The organism is Sphingomonas sp. S6 (assembly GCF_043498045.1).
Lineage (GTDB): Bacteria > Pseudomonadota > Alphaproteobacteria > Sphingomonadales > Sphingomonadaceae > Sphingomonas.
The window spans coordinates 33,977-50,226 of the sequence record NZ_JBIEOE010000018.1 but is presented as its reverse complement, the minus strand read 5'-3'; the positions used below and the strand labels follow the sequence as shown (position 1 = coordinate 50,226).

14 protein-coding genes are annotated in these 16,250 nt (G+C 68.7%); 9 read left to right on the top strand and 5 right to left on the bottom strand.

All coding sequences use genetic code 11. The features are described from left to right. Positions 1 to 125 precede the first annotated feature (125 nt). The 6 genes from ACGVWT_RS17155 (at position 126) to ACGVWT_RS17130 (ending at position 5,593) form a co-directional block, all read left to right on the top strand. Positions 126 to 761 (top strand): phosphoribosylanthranilate isomerase, encoded by a 636-nt coding sequence (locus ACGVWT_RS17155; protein ID WP_315461075.1) that lies wholly within the window; start codon positions 126 to 128, stop codon positions 759 to 761. Further along, positions 758 to 1,990 (top strand): tryptophan synthase subunit beta, encoded by a 1,233-nt coding sequence (gene trpB / locus ACGVWT_RS17150; RefSeq protein ID WP_315461074.1) that lies wholly within the window; start codon positions 758 to 760, stop codon positions 1,988 to 1,990. The genes ACGVWT_RS17155 and trpB overlap by 4 nt, the downstream gene beginning before the upstream one ends. Before the next feature lie 112 nt (positions 1,991 to 2,102). Continuing rightward, entirely contained in the window at positions 2,103 to 2,903 is an 801-nt protein-coding gene (gene trpA, locus ACGVWT_RS17145; RefSeq protein ID WP_116461022.1) for a tryptophan synthase subunit alpha, read from the top strand. Beyond that, the gene (gene accD / locus ACGVWT_RS17140; RefSeq protein WP_315461073.1) at positions 2,900 to 3,754 is read left to right on the top strand and encodes an acetyl-CoA carboxylase, carboxyltransferase subunit beta; all 855 of its coding nucleotides are present in this window, start codon (positions 2,900 to 2,902) and stop codon (positions 3,752 to 3,754) included. Before trpA ends, accD begins: the two co-directional genes overlap by 4 nt. Positions 3,755 to 3,782: 28 nt before the next feature. After that, positions 3,783 to 5,096 (top strand): folylpolyglutamate synthase/dihydrofolate synthase family protein, encoded by a 1,314-nt coding sequence (locus tag ACGVWT_RS17135; protein WP_315461072.1) that lies wholly within the window; start codon positions 3,783 to 3,785, stop codon positions 5,094 to 5,096. 68 nt (positions 5,097 to 5,164) lie between these two features. Next, positions 5,165 to 5,593, top strand: coding sequence for a DUF6628 family protein (locus tag ACGVWT_RS17130; RefSeq protein WP_315461071.1), 429 nt, complete (start codon positions 5,165 to 5,167; stop codon positions 5,591 to 5,593). On the opposite strand, the gene ACGVWT_RS17125 is transcribed toward ACGVWT_RS17130, so the two are convergent. Together ACGVWT_RS17125 and ACGVWT_RS17120 are read right to left on the bottom strand one after the other, a co-directional pair. Further along, positions 5,590 to 6,255, bottom strand: coding sequence for a hypothetical protein (locus ACGVWT_RS17125; protein ID WP_315461070.1), 666 nt, complete (start codon positions 6,253 to 6,255; stop codon positions 5,590 to 5,592). The genes ACGVWT_RS17130 and ACGVWT_RS17125 overlap by 4 nt on opposite strands. A 3-nt stretch (positions 6,256 to 6,258) precedes the next feature. Then, positions 6,259 to 6,717 (bottom strand): RNA polymerase sigma factor, encoded by a 459-nt coding sequence (locus ACGVWT_RS17120; RefSeq protein WP_315461069.1) that lies wholly within the window; start codon positions 6,715 to 6,717, stop codon positions 6,259 to 6,261. A 106-nt stretch (positions 6,718 to 6,823) separates the two neighbouring features. Between ACGVWT_RS17120 and ACGVWT_RS17115 the strand changes: the two genes are divergently transcribed. The 3 genes from ACGVWT_RS17115 to ACGVWT_RS17105 all read left to right on the top strand — a co-directional run bounded on the left by ACGVWT_RS17115 (position 6,824) and on the right by ACGVWT_RS17105 (position 10,815). Then, entirely contained in the window at positions 6,824 to 8,164 is a 1,341-nt protein-coding gene (locus ACGVWT_RS17115) for a S8 family serine peptidase (protein WP_315461068.1), read from the top strand. Between the two features lie 97 nt (positions 8,165 to 8,261). Beyond that, the gene (locus ACGVWT_RS17110) at positions 8,262 to 9,062 is read left to right on the top strand and encodes a hypothetical protein (protein WP_315461067.1); all 801 of its coding nucleotides are present in this window, start codon (positions 8,262 to 8,264) and stop codon (positions 9,060 to 9,062) included. 289 nt (positions 9,063 to 9,351) lie between these two features. After that, positions 9,352 to 10,815 (top strand): MFS transporter, encoded by a 1,464-nt coding sequence (locus ACGVWT_RS17105; RefSeq protein WP_315461066.1) that lies wholly within the window; start codon positions 9,352 to 9,354, stop codon positions 10,813 to 10,815. Here ACGVWT_RS17105 and ACGVWT_RS17100 read toward each other — a convergent pair. From ACGVWT_RS17100 to dnaE, 3 genes are read right to left on the bottom strand one after another with little or no spacing between them, the layout of a single operon-like run. Next, positions 10,812 to 12,143, bottom strand: coding sequence for an AarF/ABC1/UbiB kinase family protein (locus ACGVWT_RS17100; RefSeq protein WP_315461065.1), 1,332 nt, complete (start codon positions 12,141 to 12,143; stop codon positions 10,812 to 10,814). The two genes, ACGVWT_RS17105 and ACGVWT_RS17100, sit on opposite strands and share 4 nt — an antisense overlap. Before the next feature lie 37 nt (positions 12,144 to 12,180). Beyond that, complete coding sequence (gene moaB, locus ACGVWT_RS17095; protein ID WP_315461064.1) at positions 12,181 to 12,708, bottom strand: molybdenum cofactor biosynthesis protein B; 528 nt, start codon at positions 12,706 to 12,708, stop codon at positions 12,181 to 12,183. Next, on the bottom strand, positions 12,708 to 16,214 hold the full coding sequence (gene dnaE, locus ACGVWT_RS17090; protein ID WP_315461063.1) for a DNA polymerase III subunit alpha: 3,507 nt from the start codon (positions 16,212 to 16,214) through the stop codon (positions 12,708 to 12,710). The genes moaB and dnaE overlap by 1 nt, the downstream gene beginning before the upstream one ends. Between the last annotated feature and the right edge of the window lie 36 nt (positions 16,215 to 16,250).

Below are 16,250 nucleotides of genomic sequence, written 5' to 3'. Positions count from 1 at the left end.
GAGCGCAGCGAAGCAATCCAGGGCGTCCTGGTCCGGCTCTGGATTGCTTCGCTGCGCTCGCAATGACGAAAGGGGCGGCATCCAAGCCCCCTTCCCCGCCGCGTGCATCGCGGTATAGCGACCCCATGCCCGTCCTGACCAAAATCTGCGGCCTGACGACCCCCGACACGATGGGCGCAGCCATCGTCAGCGGCGCGAGCCATGTCGGCTTCGTCTTCTTCGCGCCCTCGCCCCGGAACCTCGCCTTCGACCGTGCCGCTGGCCTCGCCGCGCAGGTCCCCTCCGCCGTGTCCCGCGTCGGCGTGTTCGTCGACCCCGATGACGCGCTACTCGACGCCGCGATCAACGCCGGCCGGCTCGACGCCCTGCAACTCCACAAGACCACCCCCGCCCGCGTCGCCGCGATCCGCGCGTGCTTCGGTCGCGAAACCTGGGCAGCGGTCGCGGTAAAGACCCGCGCGGACCTCGACGCCGCGCGCGACTTCGCCGGCGCCGCCGACCGCATCCTCTACGACGCCAAGACCCCGGACGGCGCTGCGCTACCCGGCGGCATGGGGCTGCGCTTCGACTGGAGCCTGCTCGACGGCGTCCGCCATCCCTTGCCCTGGGCGCTCTCCGGCGGCCTCGATCCGGCCAATGTGGCCGAGGCAATTCGCCGCACCGGCGCGCCGCTGGTCGACGTATCCTCGGGCGTCGAAAGCGCACCCGGGGTCAAGGATGTGGACAAGATCGCTGCCTTCCTTAAAGCGGCGCAGCTATGAACGCCCCCAACTCCTTCCGCGCGCAGCCTGACGATCGTGGTCACTTCGGGCAGTTCGGCGGCCGCTACGTCGCCGAAACGCTGATGCCGCTGATCCTCGACCTGGAGCGCGAATATCGCGCCGCCAAGGCGGATCCGGCCTTCGCTGCGCAGTTCGACGATCTGATGACGCATTACGTCGGTCGTCCCAGCCCGATGTATCACGCCGAACGACTGAGCGAAGCGCTGCGCGACGGCGCCGAGCCCGGCATGGGCGCGCAGGTCTGGTTCAAGCGCGACGAGCTCAACCACACCGGGGCGCACAAGATCAACAATTGCATTGGCCAGATCCTGCTCGCGATCCGCATGGGCAAGACGCGGATCATCGCCGAGACCGGCGCCGGCCAGCATGGCGTCGCCACCGCTGCGGTATGCGCGCGCTTCGGCCTGCCCTGCGTCATCTACATGGGCGCCAAGGACGTCGAGCGGCAGCAGCCCAACGTCTTCCGCATGAAACTGCTGGGCGCGGAAGTCCGCCCCGTCACCAGCGGCGCCCAGACGCTGTCCGACGCGATGAACGAGGGCCTGCGCGACTGGGTCGCCAACGTCCACGACACCTTCTACATCATCGGCACCGCCGCCGGCCCGCACCCCTACCCGGAGCTGGTCCGCGACTTCCAGAGCATCATCGGTCGCGAAGCGCGCGCGCAGCTGCTCGAGCGCACGGGCAAGCTTCCCGACCTGCTCGTCGCGGCGATCGGCGGCGGGTCGAACGCGATCGGCCTGTTCCACCCGTTCCTCGACGACAAGGACGTTGCGATGCTCGGCGTCGAAGCGGCAGGCCATGGCCTTGAGGGCAGCGAGCATGCCGCCAGCCTGGCGGGCGGCTTCCCCGGCGTACTCCACGGCAACAAGACCTATCTGTTGCAGGACGAGGACGGCCAGATCGCCGAGGGCCATTCGATTTCGGCAGGCCTCGACTATCCGGGCATCGGCCCCGAACACGCATGGCTGCGCGACATCGGCCGCGTCGAATATACCAATGCTACCGACGTGGATGCGCTCGACGCCTTCCAGCTGCTGTGCCGGACCGAGGGCATCATCCCCGCGCTCGAACCCGCCCACGCCATCGCCGCCGTCGCGAAGCGCGCGAAGACGATGCGCAGCGACCAGATCATCCTCGCCAATTTGTGCGGCCGCGGCGACAAGGACATCTTCACCGTCGCCAGCGCGCTGGGGGTGGCGATATGACCGCCGCCCGTCGTCGCCCCAGCGCGGGCTGGGGCCTTGCTGTTGTCGGACGCGACGCCCGCCCAACGGGTATCCCCGCCTGCACCGGGATGACGTTTGGGGGACGCGCGGCATGACCCGTCTTTCCGCTGCCTTTGCCAAAGACCATCCGGCGCTCGTAACCTTCGTCACCGCCGGCGATCCCACGCCGGACGCCACCGGCGCGATCCTCGACGCGCTCGTCGCAGGCGGCGCCGACGTGATCGAGCTCGGCATGCCCTTCACCGATCCGATGGCCGACGGCCCCGCGATCCAGGCGGCGAACATCCGCAGCCTCGCCGCTGGCACGCGCACGGCGGATATCCTGTCGATCGCCGCCGCCTTCCGCGCGCGCCACCCCGACGTGCCGCTGGTGCTGATGGGCTATGCCAACCCAATGCTCCGTCGCGGCGCCGACTGGTTCGCTGACGCCGCGGCAAACGCCGGTGTCGACGGCATCATCTGCGTCGATATTCCACCCGAAGAAGACGATGCACTCGGGCCGGCACTCCGCGCCAAGGGCATCGACCCGATCCGCCTCGCCACACCCACCACCGACGCCGCGCGACTGCCGCAGGTACTCGATGGCGCGAGCGGCTTCCTCTATTACGTCTCGGTCGCCGGCATCACCGGCCTGCAACAGGCAGCGCAAGGCTCGATCGACCAGGCCGTCGCGCGCCTGAAGGCCGCGACCGACCTGCCGATCGCAGTCGGCTTCGGCGTCCGCACGCCTGCGCAGGCCGCGGCGATCGGCGCCGTCGCCGATGGCGTCGTCGTCGGCTCCGCGATCGTGGAGATCGTCGCGCAGCACGGCGCCGGTGCGCCCGACGCCGTCCGCACCTATGTTCAATCGCTGAGCGAGGCACTGGCCTCTGCGCGAAAGGTAAATCGATGAGCTGGATCACCAGCGTCCGCAACGCCCTCCCCTTCGGCACCAAGCGCGAAACGTCGGAGGAAAACCTCTGGCACAAGTGCAAGGGCTGCGGGCAGATGATCTTCACCCGCGAGCTGGAGGAAAACCTCTACGTCTGCCCGAAGTGTGATCACCATGAGCGCATCGGGCCGAAGGAGCGGTTCAAGCAAATCCTCGACGAAGGCAGCTGCAGCGAACTGCCGGCACCGCGCGTGCCGGAAGACCCGCTCAAGTTCCGCGATTCCAAGCGCTATACCGATCGCCTGAAGGCGGCCCGCACGTCCGCGCAGGAGCAGGACGCGCTTATCAACGCCCGCGGCTCGATCCTCGGCAACCGCGTCGTCATGGGCGTTCAGGACTTCGGCTTCATGGGCGGATCGATGGGCCTCGCGGTCGGCGAAGCCTTCGTCCGCGGCGTCGAGGCCGCGATCGCCGACAAGGCACCGTACGTCATCTTCACCGCCGCCGGCGGCGCGCGCATGCAGGAAGGCATCCTCAGCCTGATGCAGATGCCGCGCAGCACTGTGGCGATCCAGATGCTGCACGATGCCGGTCTGCCCTATATCGTCGTGCTGACCGATCCCACGACCGGCGGCGTCACCGCCAGCTATGCGATGCTGGGCGACGTGCAGATTTCGGAGCCCAACGCGCTCATCGGTTTCGCCGGCCAGCGCGTGATCGAGAATACGATCCGCGAAAAACTGCCTGAAGGATTCCAGCGCGCCGAATATCTGCTGGATCACGGCATGCTCGACATGGTCGTTCACCGGAAGGATCTGCGCGACCAGCTCGCAACGGTGATCGGCTATCTGACGGCCGCCCGCGCCGCCTGACGCCAACCAGCCGTAGCGGGGCGCCACCGTGCCGGATCACGCCATCTCGACCGATCCCGCCGTGCAGGCACAGCTCGACCGGCTCTGGGCATTGTCGCCCGGGGCCGACGTGCTGGGTCTGGAACGGATCACGCGATTGCTCGACCGGCTGGGCAACCCGCAGGACGCGCTACCGCCGGTGTTTCACGTTGCTGGCACCAACGGCAAAGGCTCCACCTGCGCCTTCCTGCGCGCCGCCATCGAGGCGGCGGGGCATGACGTCCACGTCTTCTCCAGTCCACATCTGGTGCGGTTCAACGAACGCATCCGGATCGCGGGTGAGCTGATCGACGACGCATCGCTCGCCGCGTTGCTGGCCGAAGTGCTCGATCATGCGGACGGCATCGGCGCCAGCTTCTTCGAGATCACGACCGCCGCCGCCTTCCTCGCCTTCGCGCGCACCCCCGCGGCCGCGACGATCGTCGAGGTCGGCCTGGGTGGTCGGCTCGATGCCACGAACGTCATCCGCCGCCCCGCCGTCACCGGCATCGCAGCGCTGGGCATGGATCACGAGGCCTTCCTCGGTAACCGCTTGGTCGACATCGCTGGCGAGAAGGCCGGTATCGCCAAGGCCGGCGTGCCGCTTGTCACGATGAACTATTCCGCCGCCTGCACCGCCCGCATCGCCGCGGTCGCCGACGCGGCGGGAGTACCCGTCCTCGCCCGCAACGCGGCGTGGTGGAGCGACACCAGTCGCAATGCCGTCCGCTATCGCGACACCGGATTCACTCTGGTCAGTACGCGCCCGCGCCTCGTCGGCCCACACCAGACGCGCAACCTCGCGCTCGCCTTCGCCATGCTGCGCCATCAGGGTGCGATCCATGTTCCAGAAGCCGCGATGCGCGCGGCAGCGGAATGGGCGCGCTGGCCGGCACGTATGCAGCGGCTTGGCCAGGGCCCGCTCCACGCGCGCCTTCCCGACGGCAGCGAATTGTGGCTCGACGGCGCGCATAATCCCTCCGCAGCGCGCCCGGTCGCCCAGAGCCTGGGCCGCATCGCCGATGGCCGCTCCGTCACGCTCGTCCTCGGCATGCTGTCGAACAAGGATGCAGAGGGCGTGCTGCGCTTACTCGCACCGATGGTGTCGCGCGTCGTGGCGGTCCCCGTCGCGAATCACGCCTGCCATGCGCCCTCGGAGCTTGCCGCGGTGGCCCAGCGGCTCGGCCTTACCGCCACGTCCGCCGACAGCCTGGAAACGGCGCTGGATGGCCTTGAGCCGGAGCCGCCGCACGTCGTGTTGATCGCGGGTTCGCTCTACCTCGCCGGTGAAGCGCTCACCCGCAACGACGAGGCACCGGACTGACCAATTAATTGCGATTGACTTGCAATAGCTGATTTAAGACTGTCGGTGGCGAACGAAGGAGTCGCCGCATGTCAGAAATCACCACGACCATCGCAGCACTGCCGCATGCGCTACCGGCCTGCCCCAATGCGCGAATCGCGCTGTTCACGCTGCGCCGCATGGGCGCGCACGGGTTGCATGACGCGCGCGCCACGCATGCGCTGTTCACGATGTTCGGCGAGGGCTTTCGCCGCCCGCTGGTGCTGATGCGCGCGCTGATGACGGATCTGGCCACGACCGCCGCGGATACGATCGCGATCGCGCCATGCTGCTGCGCGCGTATGACCGCCGCCGAACGCGCCTTGCTGACCGTGATCGCGCGCATCGAAACCGCGCCCGACACCGCCCGGCTGTTGATGAGCGACTTGCTCGGCGTGCGCCGCGTCGATCCGGTACTGGCAAGCCTTGCCGCGGTCAGCGCGGCATGGGCCGACGACGGTCGCCCGATCTGCGTCTAGCGCCAGTTCGCCCGTCGCGCCGAGTCCTCCTGCGCACGGTCGAGCGGCTCACCGGCGATCATGCCCATGATCGCCGTCGCCCGGGCGCCGTCGGTCCCGGCCATGCGATAGTCGGTCGCCGGCGCCGATCCGGGCGCGGTGTAGCGCATCTGCCAGTCCGTGCCCGCTCGGCAGGCGATCCCGGACAGCGTGTCCCCCGTGAAGCTGCGGCAATATTGCCCCTTCCGATCGCGGAACGACAAGGCGACGCGCACCGGACCGGCGTCGCCGGACAATTGATCGTTCAGCGCGACCGCTACCGGCGCCGGCACGCCGCCACCAGGCGAGCCGCCCCGATCCTGCAGGACGAACAGACCGACCACCAGACTCGCCGCAATCGCGCCGCCCGCCGCCCAGCGCCGCCAGCCGTAGCTGGGCGCCGGCACCGCGTTCGCCGCCCGCCGCGCCCGCACGTCGGCCAGCGAAATCACCTCAGCCGGCGGCCGCGCCAGAGGGGCGAAGGCTGCAGCAAAGCGCGCCTTCATCCGACGGTGGCGGTCGGCCAGCGCGCGCCAGTCGGCATCGTTGGCCACCGCGGCCTCGACCCGCGCGGCCTCCGCCCCGGTCAGTTCGCCATCGACCCAGGCGATGATCGCCGCTTCGTCCACCGGATCAGCACCCATCGCTCAACCCTCCACCGCCGCCATCAATGCCTGCCGCCCGCGCACCAGCCGGCTGGTCAGCGTGCCCATTGGCACCTCGAGCACCTCCGCCGCTTCGGCGTAGCTCTTGCCCTCGATCATCACCAGGACCACCGCCTCGCGCTGCTCGTCGGGCAGGCGATCCAAGGCCCGCATCAGATAGGACAGCTCGACCCGCGCCTCGGCATCGCCAGCCACGCCGACCAGCATCCCCTGTTCCTCGGGCGCATGCACCGCCTCGCGGCGCTGGCGGGATCGCGCCGTATCGATCCACAAATTGCGGACCACGCGATAGGCCCAGGCCTCGAAATGCGTGCCCGGCTGCCACTGGTCGCGGGCCTTCAGCATGCGCTCCGCAGCCGCCTGCACGAGATCGTCGGCATCGGGGCCGCTGCGCGCCAGGCCATGGGCAAAACGCCTCAGCCGCGGCAACAGACTTGCCAAACGTCGCTCGACTTCGTCCAAAGTGGCCCTGTCCTTCGTCCATGCGGATGAAACGTCACCCGGCGGTCGTTTCATCCATGGAGCGAGCCAAAAAAGGAAGACAAAGATGAAGCGATGGGCGCTGATGCTGACGATCGGTCTGACCAGTCCGGCTGCGGCGCAGCTATTGGGCGGTGGCCTGCCGGCAGGCGGATTGGGGGCACCGCTGGGCGGCGTGACCGACACCGTGCAGCGTGCCGCGGGTAGCATGCTCGGATCACGGCAGCGCGCGTCCGACGCACTATCGCAGGGCGTGGCGTCCGGTCTCGGGGGGCCGCTGCTGATGGCCGACGGCGCGTTACGCGCGCTCAGCCCCCGCGACTTGCTGGCGCTCCGCAAGGAACGGCTAAGCGCGCTGGTCCGGGATAACCGCGCGACGCTGGACGTGGATGACGACGGCAATCCGGTGCGGCGTGACGTGATCTTGGCGCTGGCCCTCGCCCCCGAAACGCTCGAAAAGGCGAAGGCCGCAGGCTTTACGCTGACCAGCACCGAAACGATCGACGGCCTCGATCTCACCACCTCCATACTCGCGCCGCCGCGCGGCAAGCCGGTGCGCAAGGCGATCGAGACGCTGCGCGCGCTCGATCCGGGTGGCATCTTCACGCTCGACGCGATCTACGAACCCGCCCACGCACCGCTGGCGGCTATAGCCGGCGCGCTGGCGGGTGGCGGCGCGGCGACCGGCAGCGCCCCGTTGCGCATGGGCCTGATCGATGGTGGCGTCGGCCGCCATCCCGCCTTCGCCGGCGTCGCCATCGAGCAGCGCGGCTTCGCGGGCGAGGCCAAGCCGAGCGGCCACGGCACCGCCGTCGCGTCGTTGATGGTGGGCCGCAGCGGTGCCTTCCATGGCGCGATGCCCGGTGCCGGATTGCTCGTTGCCGACGTCTATGGCGGATCGGCCAGCAACGGATCGGCCGTCGCCATCGTCCGCGCCATGGCCTGGCTTGCCCAGAATGGCGCGAAGGTCGTCAACATCAGCCTGGTCGGCCCGCCCAACCCGCTGCTCGCTGCCGGCATTCGCGCATTGACCGCGAAGGGCATCCGCGTCGTCGCCGCAGTCGGCAACGACGGCCCTGCCGCCCCGCCGCAATATCCCGCGTCTTACCCCGATGTGATCGCGGTCACCGGCGTCGACGCCAAGGGCAAAGCGTTGATGGAGGCCGGCAAGCCGCTCCATCTCGATTACGCGGCACCCGGCGCGGACATGGTTGGCGCGGTGCCCGGCGGCGGGTGGGAGGTGCTGCGCGGCACCAGCTTCGCCGCCCCCCTCGTCGCCGCGACGCTCGCCCGCGTAGGAACGCCCGCCGCCCTTGCCGCAGAGGCCAAGCCCGGCGGCGGCCGCATCGGTCGCGGCATCGTCTGCAACACGTGCCGCACGCCCCCGAAAGCGGTCGGCCTAAAATAATTTTCGCGCTGCCGGGATTAAACCGAAAAGGTCCATCGTTGTCCTTTTCGGAAGCCGGGCAGTCCCCCACCCCGGCTCGGACGAAAGGAGATTTCTCATGACCCCCACGATCCGTTTCGCCCTGATCGCGACGACCATGCTGATGACGGCCCCCGCCTCGGCGCAGCTGCTCGGCGGCGGCGGCGTCGGTGGCGCGCTGGGCGGTGCCGGCAACCTCGGCGGCGCCGTGTCGGGCACGCTGAACGGCGCAGGCCAGCTCGGCTCGACCGTCGGGCAGACCAGCGGCCGCGTGTCGAACACCGTCAACGGTGCGGCACGGGCGCATGGCAGCCGCTCGATCGACACCCGCTCGGGCCGCGCCAGCGCCGATGGCGGCCTGGCCGGTAGCGTCAGCCGCAGCACCGACGGTGCCCTTGGCGCGACCGGCCCGCGGGGCGGCGCGCTCAACGGGGCGCTGAGCCAGAGCGGCTCGGCCAGCGGCAGCGCGAACGGCGGCGTCGACGCGCAGCTGGTCGGCACCGATCAGGTCGCCAACACCGTGCGCGGCGCCCGCGACGGCGCGGCGGCAACGGCCGGTGCCGCGCGTGATCGCGCCACGACCACCGCGACGGCAGCGCGCAACCGGGCGACCTCGACCGCCGGCGCGGTGCGCGATCGCGCCGCTACCACCGCGGCGACCGCCCGCGACCGCACCACGACGGCCGCCAATGCCACCCGCAATCGGGTGAACGAAGGGGCGCTCGCAGCCGGAGGCGCCGCGACCGGCGCGGCCAACGGCACGCGTGGGTCGCTTGCCGGTTCGGGCTCCGCAAATGGCAGTGGCTCCGCGAGCGCGGGCAACCGCTCGGCCTCGGCCAGCGGCAGCGCCTCGGGCAGCGGTAGCCTGAGCGTCAACTGACCCGCGATCCGTCGCATCGACACCAAGGGGGCATCGCCGGCAACGGCGGTGCCCCTTTTTGCATGCCGACGTTTTCGCCGTGTGTTTCGAGGCGGATGAGGTTAGGTGCTCCGCAGACGGTCGTTCCATGAACGACCCGGCACGGCTCTCTTCGAGCACAAATGCCGGACGGAACACCGCCATCGAACCGGGTGAGGATCACGATCGAAGCGGGTCGGCGCATGCCCCCGCGCCGGGCGAAGGAGCATGAACGAACGACATGCGGTGGAGACGACGTAACCTCGCTTCGATGAGCGCCGATGTCGGCGACGGACTGGCGCCCGCGGTCGAAGCCGTCACCAGCGGCGCGGCGCGACCGCCCGCCACCACCCGCAGCTATCGCGTCATCGCGCTGGTCGTCGCCTCCGCGCTGTTCATGCAGCAGCTCGACGGTACCGTCCTGACCGTCGCCTTGCCCACCATGGCCCGCGATCTCGGCACGCCCGCCACCAGCCTCAGCCTCGCGCTCACCAGCTACCTGCTGGCGCTCGCCCTGTTCATCCCGGCGAGCGGCACGCTGGCCGACCGCTTCGGCTCCCGCAGCATCTTCTGCTGGGCGATCGTCGTCTTCCTGCTTGGCTCGATCGCCTGCGCGCAGGCCGGGTCGCTACCGATGCTGGTCGCCGCCCGCTTCGTCCAGGGGATCGGTGGTGCGATGATGGTGCCGGTCGGCCGCCTCGTCCTACTGCGCAGCGTTGCCAAGGAAGACATGGTCCAGGCCTTGTCCTGGCTGGTCATGCCCGCGCTCGCCGGGCCGATCCTGGGGCCACCGATCGGCGGTTTCATCGTCACCTGGCTCGACTGGCGCTGGATCTTCTACCTCAACATCCCCTTCGGCGTGATGGGGATCATCGGCGCGCTGCTGCTGGTGCCGGAGGTGCGCGGCGATGCCCGCGCCCGCTTCGATCTGGTCGGCTTCATCCTGTCAGGCGTGTCGCTCGGCTGCCTCTTGTTCGGCTTCGAACTCGCGAGCCGCCCCGGCACCGGGTTGGTCGCCCTGATCCTGCTGGTCGCGGGGCTCGGCATGGGTATCGCCTATTTCCGGCATGCCCGCCACGTCGCCGATCCGATCCTCGACCCCGCGCTGATGCGTGTGCCCACCTTCCGCCTGTCGGTAATCGCCGGATCGCTAACGCGGATCACGCAAGGCGCGCAGCCGTTCCTGCTGCCCCTCATGCTGCAACTCGGCTTCGGCCTCACCGCGGCGAAGACCGGCACGATCACCATGGCCGGCGCGATCGGCGCGCTGGCGATGAAGGCGCTCGCGCCGCGGGTGCTGCGCCGCTGGGGCTTCCGCCGCAGCCTGATCGTGTCCGGCATCGCGAGCAGCCTCGGCTATGCGACCTGCGCGCTGTTTCGCCCCGACTGGCCGACCGCCGCGATCGTGCTGGTCCTGGGCATTTCGGGCTTCTTCACCTCGTTCCAGTTCACCGGCTATAACGCCATCGCCTATGCCGACACCGAGAAGGCGCAGATGAGCGCGGCGACCAGCTTCTACGCGACCTTCCAGCAGTTGACGCTCTCGCTCGGCATCTGCACCGCCGCGACGGTCCTGGAGATCGGGACGGTCATCGAGGGCACCCGTCAGCCGACACTCTTCACCTTCTCGCTCGCCTTCATCGTCGTCGCCACCATCTCCGCTTCGGCGGTCATCTGGAACCGCCGGTTCGCGGCCGACGCCGGTGCCGAGATGAGCGGCCACGCTACCCGCTAGGCGCGCCCGATCGCCGCAGCAGCAAGCCCGCGCACGTCCACCCGCGCCTTCAGCCGCGCGGCGAGCAAGGCCGTGCCGCTGACCTTGCGCTGCACGAACAGCGTTTCGACATGCGGGACGTGCCAGGTGTCGCGATCGGCGATCATCGCCTTTGCCTCCTCGCGCACCACGGGCACGAACGCGCGGTCGCCGAAGTCGAACGCACCGGGCCGGTTGAGCGCCGCGTCGATCGCCGCGATAATCCGGTCGACCGCCCCGCGGTGCGCGCGCGCAGCATCGACCCCGATGAAGCCGGTTTCCACCGCTACCTCGCGGATCATGTCGCGGTCGCGCGCCAGCCCCGCCTCGATCAACCGGCGATAGGCATCCGCCGTTTCCGCCGGCACCGCGCGCGTCGCCCCGAAATCGAGCAGAACCAGTGCGCCCGTATCCGGCTGCCAGCGGTAATTGGCGAAATTGGGGTCCGTCTGCATCACGCCGAATTCGAACAATTCGCGTAGCACCAACGTCACCAGCGCGGTCATCGCAGCATCGCGCGCCTCCTGCGACGCGCCCTCCAGCGTCTCGATCGCCTGCCCCTCGACGAAGCTCATCGCCAGCACGTTGCGCGTCGTCAGCTCCGGCTCCAGCGTCGGCACGACATAGCGCACGTCCCCGTCCAGCCGCGCGGCATAGGCGCGCATCTCCTCGCCCTCGCGCGTATAATCGGCCTCCTCGGCCAGCTGTCGCTTCGCCTCGTCGAGCAGCGGCGCGATATTCAGCCCGCGCGGTAGCAGCCCCGATACGCGCAGCAACGTCGCGACATTGTCGACGTCCGAATCGATGCTCTCCGCAACACCGGGATATTGCACCTTGATCGCCAGCCGTCGCCCATCGGGCAGCGTCGCGCGATGCACCTGCCCGATCGAGGCTGCCGCGACCGGCGCCGCTTCGAAATGCCGGAACCGCCGCCGCCAGTCCCGCCCCCATTCGCGCGCCAGCACCTGATCCAGCTGCTGCGGCGGCATGCGATAGCCCTGGTTGCGCAGCCGGGCGAGGATCGCCGACAGTTCAGGCGGTAGTACGTCGCCCGCATCCATCGAGATCATCTGGCCCAGCTTCATCGCCGCGCCGCGCAGGTGCGACAGCCGGTCGGCGACCCGTGCCGCATTCGCCGGGGTCAGCACCAGATCACCCATCCGGGGCCGTTCGCCCTGCGCCAGCCGCCGCGCGCCCTCGGCCAGCATGCCCCCCGCCACACCGCCGGCAAGCCGCCCAAATCCGCCCAGTCGCGCAAGCCTGCCGGTCGGCACCGCGCGATGCCGTGCCTCGAATCGATCGTCATCCATGCCCGCTCAACGTCGCGGACGGCCACGAAGGTCCGCCCTATCGTTCGGTCAGGCGCGGCATCAGCTCGACGAAGTTGCAGGGCCGGTGTCGGCTGTCGAGCTGGTCGGCGAGGATGCCGTCCCACCCATCCTTCACCGCGCCGGTCGATCCCGGCAGCGCGAAGATATAGGTCCCCCGCGCAACGCAGGCACAGGCACGCGACTGGACGGTCGACGTACCGATCTTGGCGAAACTCAGATACCGGAACAGCTCGCCGAAGCCGGGGATCATCTTGGTCGCGACTTGCTCGACCGCCTCCGGCGTCACGTCCCGGCCCGTCACGCCGGTCCCGCCCGTCGTGATGACGCAATCGATCGCCGGATCGTCGATCCACCGCTCCAACTGCGCGACGATGGCCTCGACATCATCCCGCAGGATGATGCGATCGGCCAAGCGATGCCCCGCCCCCTCCAGTCGCGCGACGAGCGTGTCGCCCGATCGATCCTCGGCAAGCCCCCGCGTGTCAGAGACGGTCAGCACCGCGATATTGATCGCGCGGAACGGCAGATCGGGATCGATCGGCATCAGCCCACCGCCCGCAGCTGCGAGGCGACCCGGTCGAGCGCCACGTTGCTGATCCCCGGAATCGCCTGGATCGCCTCGACCAGTTCGAGGTCGAGCAGGAAATCGCGACCCAGCAGCACAACCGCCTCGCCGTCGCCTGCCGGAATGCGCGCACGCACTTCGCCACGCGCACCCCGGGTTTCGCCCAGCAGGGCCGCCAGCGCCGCAAATGCCTCCGCCGTCGCCACCCGCGCCTCGATCGTGAAGCGTGCCATCGACGCAAGCCCCTCAAACGGCTGAATGCGCTTGACCGACACCCGCGGCGTCTCCTCGCCCGGCCGCCGATCGAGTTCGACGGTGATCAGACCGCAGCCGCCGCAGCGGGCCGCCTCTTCCAGCTCCGCCGCCACGCCATCGTCGAAACAGGTCGCGACGAACTGGCCGCTCGCATCCGACAGCGTCGCCATCATATAGCGCTTGCCGCGTGCCGAGGTCCGCCAGCGTGCATCCTCGACCAGCACCGCCATCGTCGCCCCCGCGCGCGTCCCGTCCTCCGGGATGCGCAACTCGGTCAGCGCAACATATTGCCGCGCGCCATGCATCTTGGCGAGGTGCGCATGCCGGTCGACGGGATGCGCGGAGAAATAGAAGCCGAAGGCGTCCTTTTCCTGCTCCATCGCCTGCGCCATCGTCCAGCGCAGCCCCTGCGGCAGCCGGATCGTATCGCCGGCAACTTCGTCGCCGCCGAACAGGCCGCCCTGCCCGCTCGTCCGCCCGGCATGCGTGGACGCAGCAAGGCCCAGGATCGTCTCGGCGACGGCATGGACCGCGGCACGGTTCGGCTCGATCGCGTCGAACGCCCCCGCCGCGGCCAGCGTTTCGAGCTGCCGCTTGTTGATCAGCCGCGGGTCGACGCGATTGGCGAGGTCGTCCAAGCTCTTGAACGGTCCCGTCGCGACGCGCTCGACGATCAACTTCTCCATCGCACCTTCGCCGACGGACTTCAGCGCGCCCAGCGCATAGCGGACGGCCAAGCGACGCTCATCCCCCTCGCCGATCTCCTGCACGTCGAACTCGGCGTCGCTCTGGTTGATGTCAGGCCCGACGATATCGACGCCCAGCCGCCGCATGTCGTCGACGAAGATGCAGAGCTTGTCCGTCTGCGCCATGTCGTAACACATGGAGGCGGCGAAGAATTCGTGCGGGTGGTGCGCCTTCAGCCACGCGGTCTGATAGGCGAGCAGCGCATAGGCCGCCGCGTGGCTCTTGTTGAAACCATAGCCTGCGAACTTGTCGATCAAGTCGAACAGCTGGTTCGCGTAATCCGCCTTGATGCCGTTATGCTCGGCACAGCCAGCGACAAAGGTCGCGCGCTGCGCATCCATCTCCGCCTTGATCTTCTTGCCCATCGCGCGGCGCAGCAGGTCTGCACCGCCCAGGCTGTAGCCTGCCAGGATCTGCGCCGCCTGCATCACCTGTTCTTGGTAGACGAAGATCCCGTAGGTCTCCTTCAGGATCGGTTCCAGCAGCGGGTGGGGGTATAGGATGTCCTCCGTCCCCTGCTTACGCCGCCCGAAGCTCGGGATGTTGTCCATCGGGCCGGGCCGATAGAGCGAAACGAGCGCGATGATGTCGCCGAAATTGGTGGGGCGAACGGCCGACAGCGTGCGACGCATGCCCTCCGATTCCAGCTGGAAGACGCCAACTGTGTCGCCCTTCTGGAGCAGTTTGTACGTCGCCTCGTCGTCCCAGGGCAGTGCATCCAGGTCTATCGAAATGCCCCGCTTGTTCAGCAGTTGCACGGCCTTCTTCAGAACCGACAGCGTCTTAAGCCCGAGGAAGTCGAACTTCACCAAGCCGGCGCCCTCGACATATTTCATGTCGAACTGCGTCACCGGCATGTCGGACCGCGGATCGCGGTACAGCGGCACCAGCTGGCTCAGAGGCCGGTCGCCGATAACCACGCCCGCGGCGTGCGTCGACGAGTGGCGCGGCAGGCCTTCCAGCTTGGTCGCAAGGTCGAGCAGGCGGCGGACCTGATTGTCGTTGGCATATTCCTTCGCCAACTCGGGCACACCGTTCAGCGCGCGCTTCAGGTCCCAGGGATCGGTCGGGTGGTTGGGCACCAGCTTGGCGAGGCGGTCGACCTGGCCATAGCTCATCTGGAGCACGCGGCCGGTATCCTTCAGCACCGCGCGCGCCTTCAGCTTACCAAAGGTGATGATCTGCGCCACCTGATCGCGGCCGTACTTCTCCTGCACGTAGCGAATGACCTCGCCACGCCGGGTTTCGCAAAAGTCGATGTCGAAGTCGGGCATCGACACGCGTTCCGGGTTCAGGAAGCGTTCGAACAGCAGACCAAGCTTCATCGGATCGAGATCGGTGATCGTCAGCGCCCAGGCCACCACCGAGCCAGCACCCGAACCACGCCCCGGTCCCACCGGAATGTCGTGATCCTTCGCCCATTTGATGAAGTCGCCGACGATCAGGAAGTATCCGGGGAAACCCATTTGAACGATGACGTTCACCTCGAACGCCAGCCGCTCGCGATACACGTCGCGCCAATTGGGATCGTCGGGCTGCGCGCCCAGTTCCTCGATCCGGTCGAGCCGTGCTTCCAGGCCCGCCGCCGCCTGATCGCGCAGCATCGCCGCCTCGCCGTCGCGATCGCCCGCCAGGCTGGGCAGGATCGGCTTGCGATAGGGCGCCATCACCGCACAGCGTTGCGCGACCACCAGCGTATTGTCGATCGCCTCGGGCAGATCGGCGAACAGCTGCTTCATCACCTCGGCAGGCTTCAACCACGCATCGGGGCACGAGCGGACGCGATCCTCGCTTTCGACATAGGTCGAATGGGCGATGCACAGCATGGCGTCGTGCGCGTCGAGGAAGCCGCTGTCGGAAAAGCAGCACGGATTGGTCGCGACCAGCGGCAGGTCGCGATCATAGGCAAGGTCGATCAGCGCCTGTTCGGCCGCTTCCTCCACCGCATCGCCGCGGCGGACGAGTTCGATGTACAGCCGGTCGGGGAACAGCGCCTGCAACCGGTCGCAATAGGCGAGTGCGCGGGTTGGCTGGTCCTCGTGGAACAGGCGCGCCAAGCCGCCTTCGGCCCCCGCGGTCAGCGCGATCAGGCCATCGGTCCGCCCCTCCAGCGCGGCGAAATCGACATGCGCCGGCAATTCAATCGGCCGGTCGAGATGCGCCATGCTGACCAGCGCGCACAAATTGTCGTAGCCGGTCGTATCCTGCGCATAGAGCGCGATCCAGTCGAGCGGCGCGGCGACGCCGTCGGGCATATCCGGCCGCGCGACGGACAGCATCGTGCCGATCACCGGCTGCACGCCGTCCTTCTTCGCCGCATCCGAAAATGCCATCGCCGCGTACAGCCCGTTGCGATCGGTCAGGCCGGCAGCGGGAAACTTCTGCGCCTTGGCCTGCTTGGCGATTGCCTTCGGATCGATCGCCCCGTCGAGCATCGTGTAGGACGAAAAAATGCGGAGCGGCACGAAACCCGAATGAGCCATGCGAGCCACTTAGCGACTCCGACCTGATTCGAACAG

Bases quoted from the DNA above. Each gene is read 5' to 3' on its own strand.
- dnaE (WP_315461063.1), bottom strand. From the start codon at position 16,214: ATGGCTCATTCGGGTTTCGTGCCGCTCCGCATTTTTTCGTCCTACACG.
- moaB (WP_315461064.1), bottom strand. From the start codon at position 12,708: ATGCCGATCGATCCCGATCTGCCGTTCCGCGCGATCAATATCGCGGTG.
- ACGVWT_RS17115 (WP_315461068.1), top strand. From the start codon at position 6,824: ATGAAGCGATGGGCGCTGATGCTGACGATCGGTCTGACCAGTCCGGCT.
- accD (WP_315461073.1), top strand. From the start codon at position 2,900: ATGAGCTGGATCACCAGCGTCCGCAACGCCCTCCCCTTCGGCACCAAG.
- ACGVWT_RS17110 (WP_315461067.1), top strand. From the start codon at position 8,262: ATGACCCCCACGATCCGTTTCGCCCTGATCGCGACGACCATGCTGATG.
- trpA (WP_116461022.1), top strand. From the start codon at position 2,103: ATGACCCGTCTTTCCGCTGCCTTTGCCAAAGACCATCCGGCGCTCGTA.
- ACGVWT_RS17100 (WP_315461065.1), bottom strand. From the start codon at position 12,143: ATGGATGACGATCGATTCGAGGCACGGCATCGCGCGGTGCCGACCGGC.
- ACGVWT_RS17130 (WP_315461071.1), top strand. From the start codon at position 5,165: ATGTCAGAAATCACCACGACCATCGCAGCACTGCCGCATGCGCTACCG.
- ACGVWT_RS17105 (WP_315461066.1), top strand. From the start codon at position 9,352: ATGAGCGCCGATGTCGGCGACGGACTGGCGCCCGCGGTCGAAGCCGTC.
- ACGVWT_RS17125 (WP_315461070.1), bottom strand. From the start codon at position 6,255: ATGGGTGCTGATCCGGTGGACGAAGCGGCGATCATCGCCTGGGTCGAT.
- trpB (WP_315461074.1), top strand. From the start codon at position 758: ATGAACGCCCCCAACTCCTTCCGCGCGCAGCCTGACGATCGTGGTCAC.
- ACGVWT_RS17155 (WP_315461075.1), top strand. From the start codon at position 126: ATGCCCGTCCTGACCAAAATCTGCGGCCTGACGACCCCCGACACGATG.